Origin of the sequence: Halorubrum sp. SD690R (assembly GCF_005435035.1) — an archaeon.
Classification (GTDB): Archaea; Halobacteriota; Halobacteria; order Halobacteriales; family Haloferacaceae; genus Halorubrum; species Halorubrum ezzemoulense.
Window position 1 is genome coordinate 1 of record NZ_SGTV01000030.1, and the last position, 22,634, is coordinate 22,634.

A 22,634-nucleotide genomic window follows, 5' to 3' on the forward strand; every position below is an offset into this window, starting at 1 on the left:
CCGCTGTGTCGGCTTTTTATCTTCGACCTCCGCGAGAGCGTCGCGGAGGTCGTCAAGAGTGGCGGCGTCAAGCGTGGACATACTTGCTAATCACACTCTAACCTAAAGAATATTTAGCTGACAGTATAAGGTTCACTCAAAATCCGCAACTAACCGATCAATGAGTTGATTGATCGGTTCAAGCGCCTTGATGCGAGTGGCGAACTGCCCTCCGACAGTTTCGCCAGCAGCAAGTTCGATATCCACGTTCAACTCTAGGGTATTAGTGCTCTCTGACCGTCCAAGGATCCGCACGTTGTGACGCGGTACAAGCGACTGTAGTTCATTCTGAATAGAGTCCTCATAAAGGGCATCGTAGACACTATCCTGATTCACACCGCTGGTCCGCTTTAATATTATTTCCGGAGAGCCGGTCCGGAGATTATCTTTGTCGATTTGTAGTTCATATACCACTAGCGGTGTCTGTTCTTCACTCGATTCCTCGGTTTGTAGCACCCACTCGTCACGGTACGCCCGGGCATATTTTTGCCCGGCCATGTATGTGTTCCACCGCGGACTACTCACGTCGGCGAAGTCATCTTCCCACGCAGCCAGTTCTGCTTTGATGACATCCTCAAACGCGGTCTGAACCTCGTTAAGTGCCTCATTGTGATCGATCACAAGCTGCGCCTTCTCACGCTGATACCGTTCTTGTTCCGTCATGTTGAGTTCATCTTCGATCGTATCGAGAAAGTCCGCTAACTGTGCACTGCTTTTTACCGGATATCGACCGCGGTTTCCGTTCAATACTGTCCGGACCTCATCGACAACTGCCTCCCAGTCCAAAGGTACAAACTCATCACTCGCCGGCAGCGGTGTCGTTGACGGTGTAAGGTAGATGTAATGCCGATCATCAGGTTCGAAATCACTCACCGTGAGCGACCCAATCGACTCAGACGCCGCGTACCGCAGTGTCTGCTCGTCAGACTCACCCGAGTGCGATTTGAGTTCGACGCAACAGAACCAGTCACCAGGCACCCACAGCAGGAGATCAGGAACACCATCATCAACGGAGATTTGCGACTCAATCTCAACTGCCGAAAGGTGATGGCTCCGCGGCGATACTTTGCTTTGCGTAGTCTTTGAAATTGCGTCGAAAAACGCCTCTAACACGTCAGTCTCCATCCCATTCGGCGTTGCCGGATCTAGAAAATATTCCAATAATGCTTCCCACGACGTTTCCGACCGCGCTTCCCCAAGGATCGACAATACCGACTCAGGAGCCGACGGCGACTGTGGAATCTGCTGAACAGAGCCGCTCAACTGCTTCAATTGTGATTGTATCGCCTCAAACGATTCGTCTTCTGATTGGACCAATATACTGCGGTAAGACTATCGATACAAAATAGTTTGTGCCATCGATGCCACAAAAACCATATCTAGATGCTCTTCCAACTTCCATAACTAGATGTTCGTTTTCCAGAATTCTATCCAGTAACGCTTGGGCATCGGTCTCACCGAAGGGGGCGAGTCCGGCTACACCCTTTCGAATTAGTAGGATTCTCATCGGTCAATACGCAGGCACGTTCTATCGGCTTATCCGGCTGTAAATTCACGGAATAAATGTCGTGGCAGCTCTTCTATGCCATCCTAGGAACAGCATTAGTGGCCCAATGGTCTCGTCAAAAAATATGATGGCGATACCAGTGTACCAAGTCTCTACGAATCACCGGTGACAGACGCCTTCATTCCTCTAGAACTCATCCGACAAGCTCCCGACTGGTTGCTTCTTGGAGGCTCAACTGGCGTGGGCGTCTCCCCATTACCTCAGTCTCACATTCAACAAGGACACCACCAGCGACAGCAGCGTCCTCTCGATAACACGCTCTCGTAGTCACTGCCCATAGCGCTGGCAGCACCTCATCGAGTAACGGCCATGGTTCTGTGAGTTCCAGCAGGACATCGCCAGCGAACCCGACGTCCTCTGGTGAGACTGGTCCATCCGGGCCATGATGATCTCGAGCTGTCCGTAACGCTCCGGCCGCAGCGTGGACGTCGTTGCTAACGGTTGGATCGCTCACCCATTGCGGGTAGATATCCTGGTACCGTTCAGGCAGTTCTCCGTCATCTCGATCCGTCTCCGCAAACGACAGCTGGAGCCGGTAGCCAGCATCCGTCATCGCGACGATTCCAGCATCGACGAGATCGGGAAGGTGATCACGAAGCGAGCGAGCCGACACGCCGGCTCTCTCGGCGAGTGCTGACTGCGTCAGGAATTCTTCAGCGCCGGCGAGTGCCACGAGGGCCTTTCGCGGCGTTGACGACGCATCCCGGAGGACCTGCTCTGGTGACAGGGCTGCGATGATGCGCCGGAGCTCGACAGAGCAGATGTGTCGCGTCTCAGCTTCAGGCTCCAGGGCACGGGCGACGCCGTTCGCGATTGCGAGTGGTGACCGACACAGTCCGTGAAGCACCGATACCGCCTCTGGAGTTGTAAGCAGATTCTTCGCTTCAAGCGCTTCCTCAAGCAGATCCCGATACTGGGCCCGACTCGTCGATGTCTGGACGGGGACGCGGACACCGATCTCGGGGGCGTCATCCCGGATGTCCATCGGCGAGACGTTGGATCGAAGCTTCTCAGCGAACACGTCCTGGCGGTCGCCGTAATCGGCAAACAGACACCACGAGCCGATGAGTTCGCCGAACGGCTCTGCGGCGTTGACATCGACATCTAGTGACCACCGAAGGACCTCCTCACGATCCTCAAACAGTTGCCGAAACACCGACGCCATTCCGTATTTCGACGCGATCGCCGAGTTGATTCCAACGAACTTCGCGATAACTGAGAGCTTCTCGTCGGCAAAATCGCTCTTGAACCGGGGCATCCGACCGATTCGGAGGATGTCCACACCGGCGAAGTCCAGTAACCGGGTCATTACGCCAATCACGCCGAGTGACTCAGTGAGAATCTTCGTCCGAAACGCCGTTCGAGAGTTGTACTCGCGGTACTCGCCGTGAGTCATGTCCCGCGTCATCTCGCAAATCTCCTCGAGAACAGCTTGTATTCGGTCGCCAAACTCATCGACATCGTCGACAAGTTCGTCTTCGTCAGCGATCCATCCGAGGCACGCACTATTCTGGAGGATATTGGGTGCCTCTTGGAGCAGCCGGCGGAAGTCACCATTCTCGTCGAGTCGCTCGGCAGTGAGCAGATTGTCCCAGACAAACCCGTCACCCAACGAACGAGCAGTACAGACTGCCCACTGCATCGGATTGTCGACTTCGGCGGCCACAGCGAGTCGATTGTTGTCCCAGTCCATGTAGCGCCGGGGAGCTGCTCGATCGTCCCACTCGGAGACCGCCGCATCGACGGTTGCGACGCCATTCTCGGGGGTCGCCGCGACGGCGGCCTGATACGTGGAGCGAGTGAGCGGTTGGATGGTGTGGAGTGTTGGGAGGCGGTCGCGGCTCCACCCGGTCCCCCCCTCACGTGTGTGCGCGGGTCTAGACTCCACATTGTCGGCAGATTTTCCGGTCCGACTCACAAAATTCTGAAGGGGTTTTTGTCGCGTTCCAGATCGGCCGATTTCTTCGAGGAAACGCACGCCAGCCGGGCGAATTGCGACTTTGCTCCCGTCGCTGGTCGCGATACGATCCGTCACGAGTTCGTGTTCGCGAAGCTGGCGTAGGTGGTACGCGACGTTGTTCCGAGACTGGTCGGGGTCATCGTACGGAGCAGCCTCATAGAGCGCCTCGTAGCCGGCTGTCTGGCCGGCTTCCGCGCCGATACGGGCGAGGGTTGCGACAACCTCACCGTCCGTCTCAAGCGCCTCACACGCAGCCGCAACGTGGTCGTCGACAGTTCCGTGAGCGCGCTGGCCTGTATCGCATTGTGAACTCACATCGAACGCTGCCACGTCCGGGACGTTCCCATCCAGTTCGTCGATGTCGATCTCCGGATCATAACTCCAAGCGAAGCGCCGCATCCAGATGGACGACTCAAACACAATCCGGACGTCCACACCATGACCGAGCCAACTGAGCAGTTGGACCATCTGCCGGCGTTGGTCGGCGTGGCCGATCTCCCGGAATGACTCATCGATCCGCACGGTGAGCGTCGGCGTATGGGCTACGGCTGCGAGCAACGGCTTCACAACTCGGCGAACATCCGCAAGCTCACCAGGGAACCCGATGCCAAGCGGGCCGAACTCCGAGCTCCCAAAGCTCTCGAGCAGTTCGAGCGCCTGCTGATGCTGCTCGGACTCGACGTCTTTACACAAGCTCAACAGCGTCGACGCAACGATCGATCCGTTCAGGCTCTCTGCGTCTGGAAGCGCCTCTCGGTCGACTGTCCCGAGCTGATCGTCGATAATCGATTCAAGCGTCTGCCAGGCGGCCCCATCAGCGACACCACCGACGAGTTCGCGCACGGCGAGCGCAATATCGGCTTCGAGGACCCCAACAAGACGCTGCCAGAGTTTACCCGGCCGACTCTCCTTCTCGAGGCGGACTGTCCCCGACGACACAGCCGGATACTGCTGGACCACCCAGAGACCTGCGTCCTCATCACAGCGGAGATCTCCAAGCTGACGAGAGCTGTGATCGGATTTGTCGGGTGTCTCTTGCTCCGCAGTGTCAAGGTGCTGATCGTCTGAGAAGGCCCCTGTAAGCACTTGTACGCCGAGTGGTTGGCCGACGAGGTCGCGGTCCCACTCGTCTTCAAGATCGGCGTAGCGGCCAACCTCGTCGAACTCAGCGCTGGCGTTACGAGTATTCGCGAGAAGCGCCGCCCGTTGCTCAACAGCGTCCTCCCACGTGTCCGCTCTCGCTCGACGTCGCAACTGGCCATCTGAATACTGACTCCCACACCGGGGGCACTCATGAGTGGTAGCAGCGCCACCACTGACGGCATCCTCGATGACCCAGTGTTGGCTACAGTTGGAACAGCCAACGACAGCGAAGCGACTCACGCCGCTGGCACACCTCCATGAGCCGGGTGGTCCTGCATAGTGCGCTCTCCGCGCACGTGCTCGACGCTACGGCCGAAATCGGATAATCGGCCGTTTCAGAGGCAGCAGAGAGGGTTATCGGCGAAAGCCGGAGATGACTCTCACCACCGCAACCATTAAGACCACTTCGGAAGAAATGAAGGATACGAGTTGATCCTTCGGACGGGTGCCAGCCTGTCCCTTCCAAAGCGGCCCCTGCTGCCAACAGGGGAACTTCCCCCCTTTCTAAACATCGCCTAGCCGTGCATACTGCGATATTGCGCCGGCCTCCGTCTTAATACTCACGCCGGGCGTCAGACATACATACAATTACTGTTATTTTGTCGCGGTACCCGCATTCAGGCGGTTTACACACCGCTAAAGCGGGTAACTGGCAATTGTCATGGGTCCCATGTGGGAGTCCTCCTCCGAATCCATCCAATTAGCATCCACGCACTCGGATACAGCTGTGAGTTCTGTAGGTAGCCTCAAGCATTTAGCGTCCAACGGTCTCACTACGAATATGTCGTTTCGGGTCAGCTGGCACAATCTCCTTGAGCGGTTAGATGACCTCCCGGAAGGAGCGACGCTCCGGACACCACTCTCGAACGACCGGTTTCAGATAACTGGCGTCCAGGAACACCGTGTCATCATCAGATTCTCGGATAGCGGTGAGTCGCGACCGCTTCAAAAAGACCAGTTCGAGACACTATATCGACGTGTCACCGACGCTACCGATGGGTTCGATCTTGATCGACTCCCACCCGATGCGGATCCATACCCGACAGTATTGAGTCTCCATCCACGATTCGAGGTGAACGACGACCGAGGTGTGATCATCGAGACCGAAGCGCCAACCACCTCACTGTTACTGGACGAGGGGCCGTCTTCTGACCCTACTCCAGACGAACGGACAGAACCCGACCTCGATGTCTACGCGGACGCGCTCTTGCTCGTCGACGCGCTGGAACGCCACGAGGTTACAGCGCTCGAAGGGGTGGAGACAGGGACACTCATCGACCTGTATACATTGCTCTCGGATGTTCAACGGAACGCCAACGACCTCCGCAAGGAGATCGCGGACACGCTCTTAGATCGACTCCATCACGACCGACCGGTCTCGGGATCGTACGGCTCGGTCCAGCGGACCGCTCGGACGAACCGCTCGCTCAAAGCCGACGAGGAGGTGCTGGACACGCTCGAATCAGCCGGGATCGACCGTGATCGGGTGGTGAGCGTTGATCGCGGGAAGGTTGACGACGCCCTCGAGGTGACTGATGTCGCTGAACGCGACGTCTACGAGATTGAAGAAACTGAGTACGTTCGGAAAGCCGAGGTGGACGAAGATCGCAAGGAGACACGGCTCCAAGGGCTGAAAGACCAACTTGCGGCGAGCGATGCTGACGACGCCGACCAGCTTCGCGACGAAATCGAAGAGCTCGAATCGCGGATCGAGGAACTGACCGAATTCAAGTCTGGACAGTCGTATCACACGCGCTCGAATGCCGACCGGTGAGTTGGTCTGGCAACGTGACGAAAAGAACGAACAGGCTACGGCTGAGGTCAACCACGACGCAAGGGCTCCAGAACCGTTGATTGTCGCTGGACTACGACCTTATGTAGCATTTGATCGCGTTTTACCCTAGTTTAATACATAAGGGACCGCCCCCGCTGCGTGGGTTAATCCGAAAAACGCCCGTTGCGGGTCTGTTGTGGGACCGAGTGGGAGAATTAGCACAACAATCACGGCCACTCTCATAACGAGTGTTAGCGACAGAAAGAACGATTATAATGGAGACACGTTAGCTGTTGGAATATGAGTGCGTCACAGGGTGAAACCGATCTCTCGGCGGATGAACGTGCGGGTCTTGAACTGGTCCGTGAGACGGGTGGGATTCACCAGAGCGACTTTTGGAAAGAGCTGGATGTCTCTTCGCGAAAAGGAAGCCGAATAGTCGAAGCGCTTGAGAGTGCCGAGCTGATTCAGCGCGAAGAAGCTGTGTACGAAGGTCAGCGGACCTACTATCTCGAACCAACAGCATCTGATCGTGACTTTTCACTGCTGATGGCGGGTGATATGCTCTCGCCATTTATCGGTGAAGAAGAGATCGATCCGCAGGCAGACGCCTTCTCCCAATGGCTGATGAACCTCACGTACGAGGAAGAGTGACTCGGCTCTCGAGGGCTTCTGACGGCTCTTAGTCACCAAAACTGAGCCACGATGGCCTTAATTCGTCTCACCGGAAGAGTTTGCCACCGCGTTGTTCATCCAGTTCGGTTATCGTATCATCCTCGGTGAGACCATCAACGATCATTTCAGGGCGTGCCGCAAGCGAGTAGCGGTAATGGCGACCACCGCGCTGGCCGCGGTTGATCTCTTCCATCTTCGCGACGCCGTTGATCACGAGGTCATTCAATAGATCGCGGACCGTCCGGGCGGTGACCGTATCAGTCTCTGCGAGCCGTGCAGCGTGTTCGTACCACGCGTAGAAGGCGTCCATCTTCGCGGGTAGTTCGCCTTCGTTATCGAGTGCAAGCAGAGTGTACGCAACGAGTTTACCTTGGGGCGATAATGATGCAATTTCGCTCACAATCGCGCCCTGCTGGATCTCCTCTTCGGCCTGCCGGACGTGCTGTTTAGTAACGATATCGTCATCGCTGGTGCGCGCCAGGTCGCCAGCGGTATACAACAGATCGAGTGCTGTCCGGGCATATCCAGAGCGCTTCGCGGCGAACGCGGCTGTTATCGGAACCACATCGTCAGTCAGCACGCCATCATGAAACGCGTCGGCGGCACGATCTTTGAGGATCGTTCGCAGTTCGTTCGCATCATACGGTGGGAAATGAATCTCGTGTTCACAGAGCGTCGATTTTACTCGTGGATCCAGCGAGTCGCGGAACGTCGAGTCGTTCGTTATTCCGATGAGTCCGACTTTCGTATCGTCAGGATCGACAAATTTCGCAGAATTGCGATTGTTACACCGCCCGAGCTTGTACAGGACGTTATCACTCGTTCCGATATTGTCAATTTCGTCTAGTGCGATTAGAACGTGCGTGGTGTCAGCCTTGCGTAACTCGTCGAACAGCATGTCGTACACGTCCCCCTCGGGGTAGCCTGTCGTCGAGATACTCGATCGGGGCGTCGACTCCCGGAGGACGTTCACGAGATTCACAGCGACCTGATAGCTCGTATTGAGGTCACGACATTCCATTTGGACGGCCGTCACGTCGACATCGTCGACGCCATCGGCGTCCTCGCGAACACGATCGAGCACGAGATGGGTGCCAACAGTCTTCCCGACACCGGTCGGTCCGTAGACGAACACGTTACGCGGTCGCTTTCCACGAATCACTTCGGAGAACATCTGGAGGTAGCGATTCAACACCTCATCGCGTTCGAGGACGCGGGACGGATCGTAATCGTCCCGGAGCACGTCTTCATCGAGGAAGATTTCATCCTCGGGCGTGAGGTGACCGAGATTGTCCATATCGGTTTCATACACAGATACCATATAAAACCGGGGCTTCAACTGTTTCGACTGACCTACACAGACACTCCACCGTTTCGAGTGTTCCAGGTGGAACAAGTAGGGGGTCGGTTTCGGATGGATATTCGAGACCCTGTGCGACGCTAACATTTATGACAAATGTCTGCGTACCACATCCGCAAACTGTTTTTTGTGAGTGTAGTAGAATAAGAGAGGACGTAATAGATACTCGATCAGCTGAAATCGTACGTAACACTCGCCACTGTCTACTTGAACACTTGAAATAGTGGAGTGTGAGTGGTCCCGACTGGTGTCTCGTTTGTTGGACGCACTGTTCTGACGGCGAACTGGCCTGGACAGAACCGACAGCAGATTGTACGCAATCGCGTTGGTGGTTATATTTGAACACTTGAACGGGTGGTGTGTAAGGTCGACAATTAGAACGGCTGTCTGGTCATCGGAGACACTTGAAGACGTGGTGTGTGTGTGTGAGATCAGCTGGGATTTCAGCGTCGATCGCTGTCGGCGTACAGCTCGAAACACTCGAAGCGCCGGAGGGTGAGGACAGAGACAAGCGAGGTGCCATCGCAGAGGCCGGTGATCTCCTCCTCCCTCCCCGGTGGTTGGACGACATCTCCGAGGGATCGAACCAATTGGATCCCGTTCTCGTAGTCAGTCGTCACTCGGCACCCTTCTTCGGCCTGCTCAACGGCCCCTACGCTTGGATGTGCGAGCAGTTGGAGGGCGGCTCGAACCTCTTCGGTGGTTGGGATATCGTCCGAATCCTCCATGCCCACGACGATCCACCGGACATCCTCCGCCGTCTCCACGGGACCGTCGGCACGATTGAGAGCTCGGATGACCGCAAGAAGAGTCTCTCCAGCATCAATCCGGTCCTGGATGTACTCATCGAGGAGGTCGAGTCTGTCGTCCTGGAAGGCTCCCGAGCGTGTCAAGAGCGCCAGTATCTCCTCGGGTGGGACGGCACACTCGTCTCGGCGATCGAGGAACTCGACGAGGTCGTCGACGGCGATAGTTGTCAACTCGGTCGTCTCAAGAACTCATTGACCGAAGCTTCGTTTTGCAGGGCTTTGGAGGTTGTAGACATAGTCTCCAAACCCTGCTGCTTCGCACGTGAGACTTTCTATGATAGGCTCGGATCGTAATGAACTCGCGTCCGTGGAAGATGTCGAACTGGTCCCGGATGAGCGGGGCGATCATCCGGTCGTAATCGAACCCGACGGGGACGATGTGAGTCTGTATACGCTACGTCTCAGACGGGCAGGTAAATATCTCTCCGAGCGTCGCGGCACGGTGTTCGCCCCTCGCAAGCAGGCCGGACCGGATCCCCGCCGGTCGGTCGGATCAGCCCCCCGCCTGTCGGTCGGGACGCGTCACACCGTGTCGCGGTCGGTGTAGGTCACGCGGTGGGCAATCAGCCCGTCGGCGTCGACCGTGTGAAAGTCAGCGAAGCCGAACGCGACCAGCTCACCGCCCTGTCGCCCGCCGAACGTCCCGCGGACCGCCGCCGTGTCACCGTCGACCGCGATCGCGAGCACCTCGTGTTCGCCGCCGGACAGCGGTCTGTCCTCGCGGTAGAACCGCTCTAAGTCGTCTTTCCCTTCGATCGGGTCCTGCCCCGGCCGGTCGTAGACGACGTCGTCGGCGAAAAGCGAGAGCAGGCCGTCGTAGTCGTCGGCATCGACGCGCTCGTAGTAGCGGCGCACCGTCTCGCGGAGCCGCTCGGGGTCGGGTGTTACGTCGGCCGATGCGGTGTCGGGCGTCGCGTCGGAGTCAGATGTCGTGTTGGTCACGGGCGTCTGGACGGGCCCGCGAGTCATATGCGTTGTCCCGCCGGGCGGCGGCGGTCTGGGACGGGGGCCTTCGTCGGCTCGTTCGACCCGCGGGTCGCGCCGTTTTTTTCGCTCCCCCCCCGAGTTCGGTCCGCGGGGCGAGAGCGAATCCGTCGCGGGCGCTACGGTCATGCGAGAGCGTGCTGTACCGTCGCACGGTATGTCACAACAGGAGATCACGGACGAGCTGTACGTCAATTAGTACACCCTCGGGCTCGTCGGCCCCGACCAGGATTGGGCCGGGACAGTTGCCGACGGCGGCACGGTGACGACGTACACGCCGCTGGGCTGTTGGGAACCGATGATCACGCCGTCGTTTCGGGGCGGCCACGAGGTGACGCGGCTGATCCGCGCCGAGGGCGCGGAGGTCGGCGACACCGTCGCGATCCACATCCGCGACGTGGAGGTGACAAGCATGGCGACGAGCACGCGGTCGATGGACAGAACGCAGAAACGTGGTGGAAGCAGAACGGTCGCAAGGTGCTCACAGCAGTCGGAACCTACTCGCGCGGGGAACGCGGCTACCGCGTGGACGAAGCCGCGCTTCGGGCGTGTACGACGACCGCTCTTCAGTAGACTGGCGGAACCTGGAGTATTAGTGCCTCTGGTCTGGCAAAACGGGTATGTGTGAGAACCGTCCTGCCTTCGGCCAGTGGCTAACGGAACTTGCGGAGCTGGGCGTAATAGAATTCCGGCCCGAGCCGCTCGACAACATCGTCGAGCGGCGTCTCAAGACGGTGTAGGCAGAGAACTCCTGTCCAAACTGTGGCGCAGATAGTCTCCACGCCCTCAACGGCTCCGACCATATCTGGTGTGGCCACTGTGACTGGAAAACCACCTACACCATCCGTCTTTAGCTAATACTCACAATAATACTATCTAGCCGTGATCTGCGGTCGAATTTCGCTCGTACACCTCGACAAAACACTGAAAACACCAATCTTAGCGTTTCTAATCGCCTGGTTTCACGATGAACAGCGTCTCACCGGCTGGAATTGTCCTTCCCAACACCCTTAGTTATATTCTGAGATTTGAATATCACTATCAGTCTTAGCTAAAGACGAATGGTAGCCAGGTTAAGACGGTGTCATCACACGGTGTTCCGTCGGTATCGTTGCAGGTGTCCCAAATCGAGTTCTGGTTAGTACAGGCTAGGACGCTCTTCAGTCGACTGGCGGAGCCAGGAGCATTAGTGCCTCTGGCCCGGCAAAAGCGGGTATGCATGAAGACCGTCCTGCCTTCGGCCAGAGGCTATCGGAACTTGCGGAACTTGGGGTAATAGAATTTCGGGCCGAGCCGCTCGACGCCATCGTCGAGCGGCGTCTCAAGACGATCTGGGAAGAACGCTCCTGTCCACACTGCGGCGCAGACAACCTCCACGCTCTCAACGGCTCTGACCGTATCTGGTGTGGCCGCTGTGACTGGAAAACCACGTACACGCGAGGGACACCCTTCTACGATTCGGAACTCACCCCAGGTGAGTTCCTCATCGCCTTCATCCTCTACGCTGACACACTCCTCAGCATTACCCAAATCGCTGAACTCCTCTCACCGTGTTACACGACGCTTCACGACCAGCTCAGAGAGTTTGAAACCGCGTTCTGTCGGGGATTTCCGACTGTCTGGGAGCGTAATGACTGAGAAAAGGTTTGAAAGCTAATCGGCAAAAGAGGATTGAAGCTCTAAGAGATCCGTACACCAAGTGTACGGCAATCTAATCGTGTTTTCATATTCATCGTAGTTTCACTCGATTAATTTGGTGGGGTCCGAATTCATCGGTTACACACCTGAGAAAGACGGTTTTCGTGATGAGTATATAAACGACGGTTGGATGGTTTCACACTATCTGTAAAGTGAGGGTAGAAGCTGTCTATCGCTAGATCTCTGCGCTCGCTTACAGAGCTGATCTAACTCATTAATCTCCCAGACAGTCGATGGGCCAACACAGGTCGATGAAACACAGCAGGTGTGTTCGGGCTTCAAAGGCCAAGATCCGCCGCGGGAGGGGCTCAACCGCGGCGGGTCGCCCGAGGGTGGACGTACCCGCTGGAGAGGGAATCAGGGTGACGAACTGACGCTCGTCGCGGCGTGCCGCGACGTGCTTCGCGTGGTCTCAGCTCAGGAAGGAAGCGGCTATGAAAATGACCTTGGGCCAGTTATCGAGGAAGCAGACGACCTCTCCCAGCCGCTGGGAGAGGTCTGGACCGATGGACTGCCAGCTTACCGAGGCATGGAGCACGATCATCAATACGTTGTCCACGACGAGAGGTACGTCTCGGACGAAGGCGTCCACACGAACCAGGTAGAGTGTCTCTGGTCACTGCTCCAACCGTGGTTGGCGAAGTTCCGCGGCCTGTCCAAGCAGGGCTTGGAGCAGGCCGCTCGGACCTACGGCTTCCTCCGGTCACTGAACCTTACTGGGGCACCGATCCACAGTCTCGTGGACTGTATCGCTGTCAATGTATTCCGCTAGTTCCGCCAGTCTACCGAAGAGCGGGCTAGGATGACGACGAGCCAGATGTCGCCGGGGTCGAGGGGGCCCCCCTCGACACCCGGCAACGGGAGGGGAGTAATGACTTCTTCCGCTACGTCTTTCACGTCCGACGCCGAAAGAGACATGTCTAGGTCGGCGATTTTGAACACATTCAGATCCAGACACTTTCTCTTCATCAACTCGGCGATCCAATTCAGCTGATTACGCCGGTTGGGAAGTACCGAGTCTACTGCTACGGAAGCGACTCGGTCACGACGGTGCTGAACGAGAGTACAGCAGTCACCTACAACGCCGAGGAGAACCACGTCTCGGAGTACGAAGTCTGGGCGAAAACGCTCCTCCCCCAGATCGAGCTGCTGGCCAACGAGTCGCTGCTCAGCTACGAGTACCGCGGCACCGGGACCGTCGACGGCCGGGAGAAGTACGTGCTGAACGCGGCCCCGACAGAGCAGTACCCGAGCGACATCGAGATGTCGACGACGGTGTACGTCGACGCGGAGACGTACTTCCAGGCTCGGATCGATAGCGAGATCCGGACCGAGGAGTACACCCACAGCTCTGCGGTCGCTTCGAGAACGTCACGCTGAATGAGGCGATCCCCGACTAGATGTTCGAGCTCGACGTGCCCGCGAACGCGACCGATCCGACGGCGAACCTCGGCCCCGAGATCACAGACTACGGAAGCTACGACAATCTTGTCGCCGCCCCGAACGCGTCGGTGTCGGCCGCCGAGATCGGCAACGGGTTCAGCTTCGAGGAGGGAACAATCCTCGACGGCGAGAGCTACTACGCGGTCACGCTCCGCTATGATGACGCCGACCGGGCAATCACTGTCAACACGCAGGCCGAGTCGATCGGCGAGCAGAACTACGACGAACTCGACACCTACGAGGAAGTCGCCGTCGGCGATTGGCGGGCTATCTCACCAGCTACGAGGCGTTCACGCTGCTGCACTGGGAAACCGACCAGCCGTACACGCTGTACGGCGAGGCCAGTAACGAGACGGCGACCGACGTCGCAGAGTTGATCGTCGACGGGTAGCCAGCGCCTCCCCCGGCGATGCTCAGCCCTTCGAACTACCCCCGGTGTGGCCGACGCCATCGGGGCGAGATCGATATCCTTCCACCGATCACCAGCCGAGGCTCTCGGCGTCGTCGGACGCTTGGAACTCCTCGACGGAGCCCTCGAACCCGATCTCTCCGTTCCGGAGCGTGTACACGCGCTCGGAGCTATCGACGACGGCGGAGACGTCCTGCTCGACGAGAAGGACGGTCGTCCCCTCCGTGTGGATCTCATCGATCCGCTCGAACATCCGGTCGACGATCTGGGGCGCGAGCCCCGTCGAGGGCTCGTCGATCAACAGCAGATCTGGGCCGGGCATGAGCGCCCGCCCGATCGCGAGCATCCGGCTCTCCCCGCCTGACAGCGTCTTCGCCGCCTGGTCGGGGCGCTCCTCCAAGCGGGGGAACAGGTCGTATATCTCCCCAATCCGGGCGTCGACATCGCCGTCCCCGGTGTAGCCGCCCATCCGAAGGTTCTCACGAACAGTGAGGTCAGGGAACACGGCGTCGTCCTGGGGAACGTATCCGACGCCGGCGTCGACGATCTCGTGGCGAGGCGTCCGGGAGATGTCGTCGTTCCCGTACCGGATCGTGCCGTCGTGGAGCGTCGTCCCGCCGACGATGGTCCGCAGCAGCGTCGACTTCCCGGCGCCGTTCGGGCCGACGATGGCGACGAAATTGCCCTCCTCGACGCGGAGGGAGACGTCCTCCAACACGTAAAGGTCGCCGTAGCCCGCGGTGACCGCCGACAGCGAGAGCAGCGGGTCGCTCATGCCGACTCCTCCCCGAGGTAGGCCTCGACGACCCGCTCGTCGTTACGGACCTCCTCCGGCGTCCCGGACGCGATGGTCTGGCCGGCCTCCATCACGGTGATCGAATCACAGATGTTCATGATAGTGTCCATGTCGTGTTCGACGATGAGGAACGTCTGATCGCGCTCCTCGCGGATACGCTCGATGTAGCCGACGATGTCCGTCGTCAAGTCGCTGGGCAGCCCCGCCATCGGCTCGTCGAGCAGGATAAGGTCGGGGTTGGTCATCAGCGCCCGCGCGATCTCGAGCAGCTTTCGCTCCCCGACGGCCAGCTGGTCGGCCCGCTGGTCGCGTTTCTCCGCCAGTTCCATGTAGCCGAGCAGTTGATCGGCGTGCTCGACGGCGGCGCGTTCGTCCTCCGCGTACTTCTTCGGTCCCGCGGTCGCGGGCAGCAGCTTCTCGCCGCGGTGGCCTGTCTTCCCCACGAGGAGGTTCTCGAAGACGGTCATCTCTGGAAACGTCCGTGCCTCCTGGAACGTCCGCGTGATGCCAGCCTCAACGATCTCGTACACCGGCTTGCCGGTAATCTCCTCGCCGTCGAAGACGACCTTGCCGCCGTCCGGGTCGTGGAACCCGGAGATGGTCCGGAACACCGTCGTCTTCCCGGCGCCGTTCGGGCCGATCAGCCCCGTGATCGAGTTCCGCTCAACGGTCATATCGAACCCGTCGACGGCGGTGACCCCGCCGAAGTACTTGTGGAGGTCACGTACCTCTAGCAGCCCGTCGTCGCTCATGTGTCAGCCCCACGGAGCCCTTCAGGCTTCCACAGCAGCAACACCACCATGATCGTGAACGCGACCGCCGGCTTGTACGACGCCGAGATGAACGCGACGCTCACCTCCTGGGCGATGCCGATCGAGAGCCCACCGAGCATCGCGCCGTAGGGGTCGCCGATGCCGCCGAGGATCACGGCGGCAAACATCACCAGCAGCAGGCCGAACCCCATCGACGGCCGGACGACCGTGTTGAGGCCGATCAGCACGCCCGCGATGGCGGTCAGCCCTGCCCCGATGACCCACGTCCAGGTGACGATCCGCTCGGTGTTCACTCCTGAGGAGAGCGCGAGCGAGCGGTTCGACGCCGTCGCCCGCATCGTGACGCCGAGGGTCGTCCGCGTCAACAGCAGGTGGATGGCGATCATCAACACGAGCGAGACGACGACGATCGCGATCTGGACCGTCGTGATCCGCACGCCCGCGATGGCCATCGCCTCGGCGCCGCCAACGTCGAACCGTCGCGGGTCGCTCGACCAGACCATCTCGACGGCGTTGCGCAGGATGATGCTCAGCCCGAAGCTCGTGATCAGCAGCGAGAGCGCGCCGGCGCCCTCCCGACGGAGCGGGTAGAACACCACCCGGTCGAGGGCGAGCGCGAGCGCCACCGTGATTGGGATCGCCACGACAGCGGCGACGACGAACGGGAGGCCAAGCGCGACGTTCGCGACCAACGCCGCATACGCCCCGAGAGTGAGATACTCGCCGTGAGCGAAGTTGATAAAATCGAGGATGCCAAAGATGAGCGTTAGCCCGATCGCGGCAAGCGCGATGGTACTCCCGACGATGACGCCGTTGACCAAGAACTGTGGATCGAACGCCACCGGCTACTCACCTCCGTACTCGACGCGCTTGCAGTACTCCGCGTAGGAGATATCACGCTCCGGCAGCAGGCCGTCGGGCCGGTAGCGGATCGTGACGATCACGAGAGCACCGACGAGTATCAGCCGCAGCGTCGGGATGATGTCACCCAGCCCGTACAGGTCGGGGAGATACCGCGTCGCCTCCCGGAACGCGATGATGAGGCCGGCGCCCAAGATCGCGCCCTTGGCGTTCCCGCTCCCGCCGACGATGAGGCTGACCCAGGTCAGGAACGTGATGTTCGCCCCGAACGCGGTCGGGGTCAGCGCTGTCGCGTAGTGAGCCCATAGCGCGCCGGCGAGCCCGGCCATCACGCCGCCGACGACGAACGCCTGCATCCGGTAGCGGAACGTGTGCTTCCCGAGCGCGATCGACGCCTCCTCGTCGTCCCGGATGCTCCGGAGCACGCGGCCGAACGGCGACTGCTTCAGCCGTCGCGAGTAGGCGTAACACAGCCCGACCGCGAGCACCACGAGCCCGAGGTAGAAGAAGTCGTACGCCTCAGGCGGGATCACGCCCCTGAGGGGGCGATCGATCCCGTAGAGCCCGGCGACGCCGCCGGTCAGCCAGTTCTCGTTCATCATCACGTGCCGGAGGATCTCTGCGAGCCCGATGCTCACGATGGCGAGATACTCCTCGTCCAACTGGAGCGTGGGGATCCCGAGCAAGACGGCGACCAGCCCCGCAGCGATACAACCGCCGACGATGCCGACGACGACGGGCAGGCCGAAGCCGAAGGAGTACGCCTGCGTCGCGGTCGGCGACGGGATGGTCAGGATTGCAGTCGTGTATGCGCCGACCGCGAAAAACGCCACATGCCCGAAGTTGAGCAGGCCCGTCTCCCCCCAATGGATGTTCAGGCCGAGCGCGAGGACGGCGTAGATCCCCGCGACTGTGGCGACGCTGGTCATAAACGACAGCTGCTCGAGCATCAGAAGTCGAGCGAGTCTGCCGCGATCTCTCCCACCTGTTCCCATTCGCTTCCGGTCGACTGGAACACCGCGAACGACGACCGGATGTTCCCCTGGCTTGTAATGTCGACAGGGCCGCTCGCGCCGTCGTAGTCGATGTTCGTCCCGTTGTCGAGCGCGTCCGCGCCGGCCTGGAAGCTGGTCACAGTCTCACCGTCCTTCGAGACGGCGGGGATCTCCCCCGCTAGGTCGTTCCCGCTGTTGCTCTCGGCGGCCTCGGCGGCGAGCGCGGCCAGCATCGTGGCGTCGTACCCCTCCGGGGTGAACGGCTGCGGGCTCTCGCCTGCGCGGGACTCGTACTCCGCGGCGAACTCGTCGTACTTCTCGCCGCCAGGGAGCGGCCCGATCGCGTAGGAGTCCTCCAGCGGGGCGCCGACGTCGGCCGCGAAGCTGTCGGTCTGCATGTCGTTGGACAGCCCCCAGACGCCGCCTAGCCCCTGCTCGTCCCACTGGTCCAGAATGATCTGGCCGGTCTGGGTGCCCGCGGTCAGCGAGACGAACTCGGGCTCGTCCTGGAATGCTTCGGTCAGTTCGGAGCGGTACGAGCTCTTTCCCGGCGTGAGCGCGACTTCGGTGGTGATGGTGCCGCCCAGCGCCTCGAATCCCTCGATGACTGTCTGGCCGAACGACCGGCCCCCCTGGTTGTCGACGTACATGACCGCGATCTCCTCGTAGCCGTTGTCCCGGGCGATCCGTGCCATCGCCTTCCCGCCCAGCGAGTCCGACGCCGATGTCCGGAAGATGTAGTTGCCGCCGCGGTCGTCGAGGACACTCGTCCCCGCGGTCGGCGAGATGATCGGCACCTGACTCTCCTGGGCGATGTCCATCACCGCGGGCAGCGTGAATGAGGTCGGGCCGAGGATCGCGCTGGCGCCGTTGGAGTCGATCAGCTTCCGGAGCGCCGAGGTCGCCGTCTGTTGGTTCGCCTCCGTGTCCTCGGTCACGATCTCGATATCGGTCCCGTTCATCCCGCCGGCTTCGTTGATCTGGTCGACGGCGATGTTCATCGCCACCTCACTGGACTCGCCGACCCAGGCGACCTCGCCCGTGAACGGCTGGAGCATGCCCAGAACCGCCGTATCGCTTCCCCCGCCACCCATACAGCCGGCGACGGAGAATGCCCCCCCGGCGACTGCGGTCGTCTGTAAAAACGTGCGCCTGTCTACCTGTTTGTCACCATTAACCATGGCGAAGTGCACCGCGGTAAGGGTCTTTAAGCCTTCGATCGCGACGCGAGCTGGCGGCTGCTCGGTGGTTTTACCTTCGCTGGCCTCCCAGAACGAACGAACCCGTCGCACCGATGCGGCGAACGATTCACCCGAACACATGGCACCTACAACCGAGTTCGTCGAGGGGATCCTCGACGCCGACCAAATCTCGTACGGCACGGCAGAGCGCGAGCAGCGAGCGGCCGACTGGGGGACCGACGACGCAGACGCCGTCACCCCGGACGTCGTCGTGTGGCCGGAGTCAACGGCCGACATCGCCGCGGTGCTCACGGCCGCGAACGAACACGGGGTTCCAGTCACCCCCTACGCCGCCGGAACCAGCCTCGAAGGCAACGCTGTCCCCGTCGAGCGCGGCATCACGCTCGATCTCTCCGAGATGGACGCGGTGCTCGATATCAGACCCGACGACCTCCAGGTCGACGTTCAGCCCGGCATCTTTGGCGACGACCTCAACGAGGCTGTCGCCGACTACGGCCTCTTCGTCCCGTCGCTCCCCGCCTCCAGCGACATCTCGACCATCGGCGGGATGATTGCCAACGACGCCAGCGGGACGAAGACCGTGAAGTACGGCGAGGTCGCCGACTGGGTCCTCGAACTCGAAGTCGTCCTGCCGACCGGCGAGCTGATCACCGTCGGGAGCAAGGCCGCCAAGACCTCCGCCGGCTACAACCTCAAGGAGCTCGTTATCGGCAGCGAGGGCACCCTCGGTGTCGTCACCCGGGCCACGATCGAACTCACGGGCCGGCCCGAGCAGATCCGTGGCGGGCGGGCGATCTTTGACGACCTTGGCTCGGCCACCGCCGCCGTCGCCGACGCCGTCCAGTCCGGCGTCGACGTCGCGAAGATCGAGCTCATCGACGCGTTCAGCGCCGAGGTGTCGAACGCGTTCCTCGACACCGATCTCCCCGACTCGCCGATGGTGTTCCTTGAGTTCCACGCCAATCACAGTGTCGAGGAGGAGATCGGGTTCTGCCGGGCGGTGTTCGAGGCCAACGACGTCGCACGCTTCGAGATCGCTGACGATAACGCCGAGATGCGAGCGCTCTGGGAGGCGCGCCGCGAGCTCGCGGAGGCGTTCGAGCCGTACGACCCGGACCGCTCCCCGCTCACCCCTGGCGACATCACCGTCCCGATTAGCAGCTACCCCGAGATCATCGATTACGCCAAACAGCTCGAAGCGGAAAAAGGGATCCCGGTCGCCTGCTTCGGCCACGCCGGCGACGGCAACGTCCACTACTTCATCATGGTCGAGCCCGACGACCCTGAGTCGGTCGCGACCGGCGAAGAGATCTCCGAACGGCTCGTCGAGCGCGCCATCGAGCTCGGCGGCACCGCCACCGGCGAACACGGCGTCGGCCTCGGGAAACGCGACTACCTCACCATGGAGTACGACGACGCCGGCTTAGAGAGCATGCGCGCGATCAAGCGCGCGCTCGACCCAAACAACGTGCTCAACCCCGGGAAGATCCTCCCCGAGGAGTGAGCGACGGCAGTCGAACTACTCCCCGAGCGACTCGCCAGCGAGCAGCGTTCGAAGCTTCCCCGGCGAGACATTCCGGCCGGTGCTGGGGAGCATGTCCGTCTTCACACGGATCTTCGCCTCCATCTCCCGCATCGCCGCGAGGCTCGTCGCGGAGGTGCCCTCCGCGGGGGTCCCCGCCTCGGTCAGCAGCTCCCGAACGCCGATTTCAATCGCCGTCTCGCTCACGAGGCGGAACTCGTCGAGGCTCTCCCAGAGTGCGCCCACCTTCACCGCGAACGGCACCCGCGTCGCGACGCCTTCAGCGAACGTTTCCATCCGGTCGTGGGGTCGAGGTGGCCCTCTGACCAGGCCCGGTGTATCGCCGGTGCGGCCGCCAACTGGACGCCGATCACGTCGACGTCGGTGAGTTCTCCGACGGTGAGACAGTAGCCCGTCGCACCCGCCCCCCGCCGACGGGCGAGAACAGGTAGTCAACCCCCGGCAGTTCCTCGACGACTTCCAGCCTCGCGGTCCCGACGCCGGCGACCAGCGCTGGCTTGCTCGCGGAGTGGACGTACTGATACCCCCGTTCTGCTGCGAGCGCCTCGGCGCGCTCGCAGGCGTCGTCGAACACCCGGCCGGCGTAGGCGACCGACTGCCCGTGGTTGCCCGTGCTGGCGGCGATCAGGTCGGGGTCGTGGAACTCCTCTCCCAACCGCGAGATGACCGTCACTCCGTCGCGGACTTTGAACGCCCCCGTTGGGAGCGTGTCCGCGCGTTTCAGGTAGACGTCGGCGGAGGGTGTCATAGGACTCCCTCAACAGTCTGTAAAATACTCTGGTTGAGAACTATCGTATGAGACACGTTCTATGGGAGTATAATCAAGTTGCCACGGAACAACTCGGTCGGTATGGCGATCCTGCTGGTCACGGCGAGTATGTGTCAGTTATCGGTACCATGAGATTACTGATCCGGTTAACAAAAACACGCCGACAGTGAGCAACGCCCCACCTGTCCACAGCGATTCGTCGATCATGACCACACCGGCTACTGTCGCTGTGGCCCCGATCACGAACGCAAGAACTTTTCATACGCTATCTGGAATAAATGCTACGACGATATCAAGCAGCACCGCGAGTATGTCATCGATCATTCTGGGGGCGTATAGCATGTGGCTTTGACTCTCATTAAGAAGCGAGGTACTGTTTCAAACGAGCAAAGTGTCCCTACACTTGGGTGCTGGGAGGATGAGATTCGACCACCCACATTTGATCGATGGTATCGCCTGATCCCTCACTACCCCGACACTCTGTCGATGAATGTCTATTGTTCACTGTGTTGGCCGTTAAACCTAACTCAAGTCTGGAGATGATTCTGTGTAAGGTATGCGCCTTGTACTGAGCGATTCCTGTGTAGGTGTGAGAAGACTTCTATAACACCCTCCTAACGGTCAACGCGAACTCTTCGAGGCTCCTTAGCACAGGTAGTTTATGTGTCTGATGTGAGAATCGTTATCGGTGACGCGGATTCTCCAACCGTCTCGGTATCTCTCTCTAGTCCCACGGATATTCCAGCAGCCCTGAATCGGGCTGGCATCGATCACGTGAGTGTCCATGATCACCGACTCCTTGCTATCTATCACACGGCAATTCTCAATGTGACAACTGATCCGCACCAGATATCGGATGTACAAACACTCGAGGTCGAATGCTGGGAGGATCCAATTCCATCTCGTGCTGATGGAAGGTCGTCACAAGATATTCTTCAGGACTTCACCGACGTGTTTGACTCTGCCGGGGACTATTGAGAGATTCACCCGATGGCTCGACCCGATTAGCGCGATAATCGCGACTAATATCATAACTAGTGTTAGGTGTAGAAAGAACGATTATAACGGATATACGTTAGCTGTTGGAATATGAGCGCGTTACAGGGTGAAGTCGATATATTGGGGGACGAACATGAGGGTATTGAACTGGTCCGCGAGACGGGTGAGACTCACCTGAGCGGCTTTTGAAAAGAGCTAGATGTTTCCACGGAAAGCGGAGCCGACTAGTCGAAGCGATTTCGCGTCGTCGTCCGAAATAAGGACGCCGACGGCTACCACCTATACATGACAAATTTAGTGAAGAAGGAGTTCCATCCGGCGGATTTAGCGGGTATCTACCGCTGCCGGTGGGAAGTTGAGTTGCCGTTCCGGGAGTTGAAGACCCAGTACGAACTGGACGAGTTCGACACGAGTGACGAACACGTGGTGAGGATCTTATTGTACGCGGCGCTGCTGTCACTGTTTGTAAGCCGGGATTTGTTGGATCTGGTCACTGAGCAGGCGGATAATGAGCTTGTGTTTCCGACAGAGCGCTGGGCGGCGACCTTCCGGTCGCACGCCCAGCTCATTCTCCACGGGCTCGGTGAGTTCCTTGGTTACTCACCACCGCCGCTGCTCGACCGGCTGAGCGAAGACGCCCAAAAGATCCACAAGCAATAACCAATCTTACAAGAGACGCTCGCTACCGCCACACAATCGAGGTGTGAGCCCTAACTAAAAACGGATAGTGAACAGGTATAAGCCACCACCCATAACAATTCGCTCTTCTGTCGGAGATTGTTGATACGCCGCAGTACCTCACGCACCAAGTAGAGATGATTACGTAGATCACTTT

Annotated in this window: 17 protein-coding genes and 6 pseudogenes; 10 read left to right on the top strand and 13 right to left on the bottom strand. The window is 59.8% G+C overall.

Annotation, left to right across the window (positions count from 1 at the left end):
* Window positions 1–132: 132 nt before the first annotated feature.
* Window positions 133–1,356: a PD-(D/E)XK nuclease family protein gene (locus EXE41_RS15010; RefSeq protein WP_158294420.1), complete on the bottom strand. Its 1,224-nt coding sequence runs from the start codon at window positions 1,354–1,356 to the stop codon at window positions 133–135.
* 383 nt (window positions 1,357–1,739) lie between these two features.
* Complete coding sequence (locus tag EXE41_RS15015) at window positions 1,740–4,949, bottom strand: DUF5817 domain-containing protein (RefSeq protein WP_241987259.1); 3,210 nt, start codon at window positions 4,947–4,949, stop codon at window positions 1,740–1,742.
* 541 nt (window positions 4,950–5,490) lie between these two features.
* Here EXE41_RS15015 and EXE41_RS15025 point away from each other — a divergent pair.
* Both EXE41_RS15025 and EXE41_RS15030 read left to right on the top strand, forming a co-directional pair.
* Window positions 5,491–6,483 (top strand): hypothetical protein, encoded by a 993-nt coding sequence (locus EXE41_RS15025; protein WP_137691421.1) that lies wholly within the window; start codon window positions 5,491–5,493, stop codon window positions 6,481–6,483.
* 300 nt (window positions 6,484–6,783) lie between these two features.
* Window positions 6,784–7,137, top strand: coding sequence for a MarR family transcriptional regulator (locus EXE41_RS15030; RefSeq protein ID WP_137691422.1), 354 nt, complete (start codon window positions 6,784–6,786; stop codon window positions 7,135–7,137).
* 67 nt (window positions 7,138–7,204) lie between these two features.
* Here EXE41_RS15030 and EXE41_RS15035 read toward each other — a convergent pair whose 3' ends face one another.
* The 3 genes from EXE41_RS15035 to EXE41_RS15045 form a co-directional block, all read right to left on the bottom strand.
* Complete coding sequence (locus EXE41_RS15035; RefSeq protein ID WP_137691423.1) at window positions 7,205–8,455, bottom strand: Cdc6/Cdc18 family protein; 1,251 nt, start codon at window positions 8,453–8,455, stop codon at window positions 7,205–7,207.
* A gap of 506 nt (window positions 8,456–8,961) precedes the next feature.
* Window positions 8,962–9,498 (bottom strand): restriction endonuclease, encoded by a 537-nt coding sequence (locus tag EXE41_RS15040; RefSeq protein WP_241987260.1) that lies wholly within the window; start codon window positions 9,496–9,498, stop codon window positions 8,962–8,964.
* Between the two features lie 351 nt (window positions 9,499–9,849).
* Complete coding sequence (locus EXE41_RS15045; RefSeq protein WP_241897926.1) at window positions 9,850–10,269, bottom strand: nuclear transport factor 2 family protein; 420 nt, start codon at window positions 10,267–10,269, stop codon at window positions 9,850–9,852.
* 199 nt (window positions 10,270–10,468) lie between these two features.
* Here EXE41_RS15045 and EXE41_RS15050 point away from each other — a divergent pair.
* From EXE41_RS15050 to EXE41_RS15065, 4 pseudogenes are all read left to right on the top strand, one after another.
* Window positions 10,469–10,747 (top strand): annotated as a pseudogene (locus EXE41_RS15050) (acetamidase/formamidase family protein); the annotation flags it as partial.
* Between the two features lie 184 nt (window positions 10,748–10,931).
* Window positions 10,932–11,153, top strand: a pseudogene (locus EXE41_RS15055) (IS1595 family transposase); the annotation flags it as partial.
* Window positions 11,154–11,526: 373 nt separating this feature from the next.
* Window positions 11,527–11,951, top strand: a pseudogene (locus EXE41_RS15060) (IS1595 family transposase); the annotation flags it as partial.
* A gap of 275 nt (window positions 11,952–12,226) precedes the next feature.
* Window positions 12,227–12,781, top strand: a pseudogene (locus tag EXE41_RS15065) (IS1595 family transposase); the annotation flags it as partial.
* A gap of 23 nt (window positions 12,782–12,804) precedes the next feature.
* Here EXE41_RS15065 and EXE41_RS19705 read toward each other — a convergent pair.
* Window positions 12,805–12,951 (bottom strand): annotated as a pseudogene (locus EXE41_RS19705) (ISH3 family transposase); the annotation flags it as partial.
* A 108-nt stretch (window positions 12,952–13,059) separates the two neighbouring features.
* Between EXE41_RS19705 and EXE41_RS15075 the strand changes: the two are divergent.
* Complete coding sequence (locus EXE41_RS15075; protein ID WP_137691425.1) at window positions 13,060–13,389, top strand: hypothetical protein; 330 nt, start codon at window positions 13,060–13,062, stop codon at window positions 13,387–13,389.
* A gap of 20 nt (window positions 13,390–13,409) precedes the next feature.
* Window positions 13,410–13,829: a hypothetical protein gene (locus tag EXE41_RS15080; protein ID WP_137691426.1), complete on the top strand. Its 420-nt coding sequence runs from the start codon at window positions 13,410–13,412 to the stop codon at window positions 13,827–13,829.
* A 102-nt stretch (window positions 13,830–13,931) separates the two neighbouring features.
* On the opposite strand, the gene EXE41_RS15085 is transcribed toward EXE41_RS15080, so the two are convergent.
* The 5 genes from EXE41_RS15085 to EXE41_RS15105 are packed head-to-tail and all read right to left on the bottom strand — an operon-like array spanning window position 13,932 to window position 18,467.
* Window positions 13,932–14,636, bottom strand: a complete 705-nt coding sequence (locus EXE41_RS15085) for an ABC transporter ATP-binding protein (RefSeq protein WP_094519354.1) — start codon at window positions 14,634–14,636, stop codon at window positions 13,932–13,934.
* Window positions 14,633–15,409, bottom strand: a complete 777-nt coding sequence (locus EXE41_RS15090; protein ID WP_137691427.1) for an ABC transporter ATP-binding protein — start codon at window positions 15,407–15,409, stop codon at window positions 14,633–14,635. The genes EXE41_RS15085 and EXE41_RS15090 overlap by 4 nt, the downstream gene beginning before the upstream one ends.
* Window positions 15,406–16,272 carry a branched-chain amino acid ABC transporter permease gene (locus EXE41_RS15095; RefSeq protein WP_137691428.1) on the bottom strand — a complete coding sequence of 289 codons (867 nt, stop codon included), beginning with the start codon at window positions 16,270–16,272 and terminating at the stop codon, window positions 15,406–15,408. Before EXE41_RS15095 ends, EXE41_RS15090 begins: the two co-directional genes overlap by 4 nt.
* Window positions 16,273–16,275: 3 nt before the next feature.
* Entirely contained in the window at window positions 16,276–17,241 is a 966-nt protein-coding gene (locus EXE41_RS15100) for a branched-chain amino acid ABC transporter permease (RefSeq protein ID WP_158294422.1), read from the bottom strand.
* Window positions 17,241–18,467: an ABC transporter substrate-binding protein gene (locus EXE41_RS15105; RefSeq protein WP_158294423.1), complete on the bottom strand. Its 1,227-nt coding sequence runs from the start codon at window positions 18,465–18,467 to the stop codon at window positions 17,241–17,243. The genes EXE41_RS15100 and EXE41_RS15105 overlap by 1 nt, the downstream gene beginning before the upstream one ends.
* A gap of 139 nt (window positions 18,468–18,606) precedes the next feature.
* On the opposite strand from EXE41_RS15105, the gene EXE41_RS15110 reads away from it, so the two are divergent.
* Window positions 18,607–19,992: an FAD-binding oxidoreductase gene (locus EXE41_RS15110; protein WP_099289014.1), complete on the top strand. Its 1,386-nt coding sequence runs from the start codon at window positions 18,607–18,609 to the stop codon at window positions 19,990–19,992.
* 15 nt (window positions 19,993–20,007) lie between these two features.
* On the opposite strand, the gene EXE41_RS19375 is transcribed toward EXE41_RS15110, so the two are convergent.
* Together EXE41_RS19375 and EXE41_RS19380 are read right to left on the bottom strand one after the other, a co-directional pair.
* Window positions 20,008–20,307 carry a hypothetical protein gene (locus EXE41_RS19375; RefSeq protein ID WP_199058260.1) on the bottom strand — a complete coding sequence of 100 codons (300 nt, stop codon included), beginning with the start codon at window positions 20,305–20,307 and terminating at the stop codon, window positions 20,008–20,010.
* A gap of 73 nt (window positions 20,308–20,380) precedes the next feature.
* Window positions 20,381–20,779 carry a pyridoxal-phosphate dependent enzyme gene (locus EXE41_RS19380; RefSeq protein ID WP_199240892.1) on the bottom strand — a complete coding sequence of 133 codons (399 nt, stop codon included), beginning with the start codon at window positions 20,777–20,779 and terminating at the stop codon, window positions 20,381–20,383.
* 1,248 nt (window positions 20,780–22,027) lie between these two features.
* Between EXE41_RS19380 and EXE41_RS15120 the strand changes: the two are divergent.
* Window positions 22,028–22,459 (top strand): annotated as a pseudogene (locus EXE41_RS15120) (transposase); the annotation flags it as partial.
* Window positions 22,460–22,634: the final 175 nt, after the last annotated feature.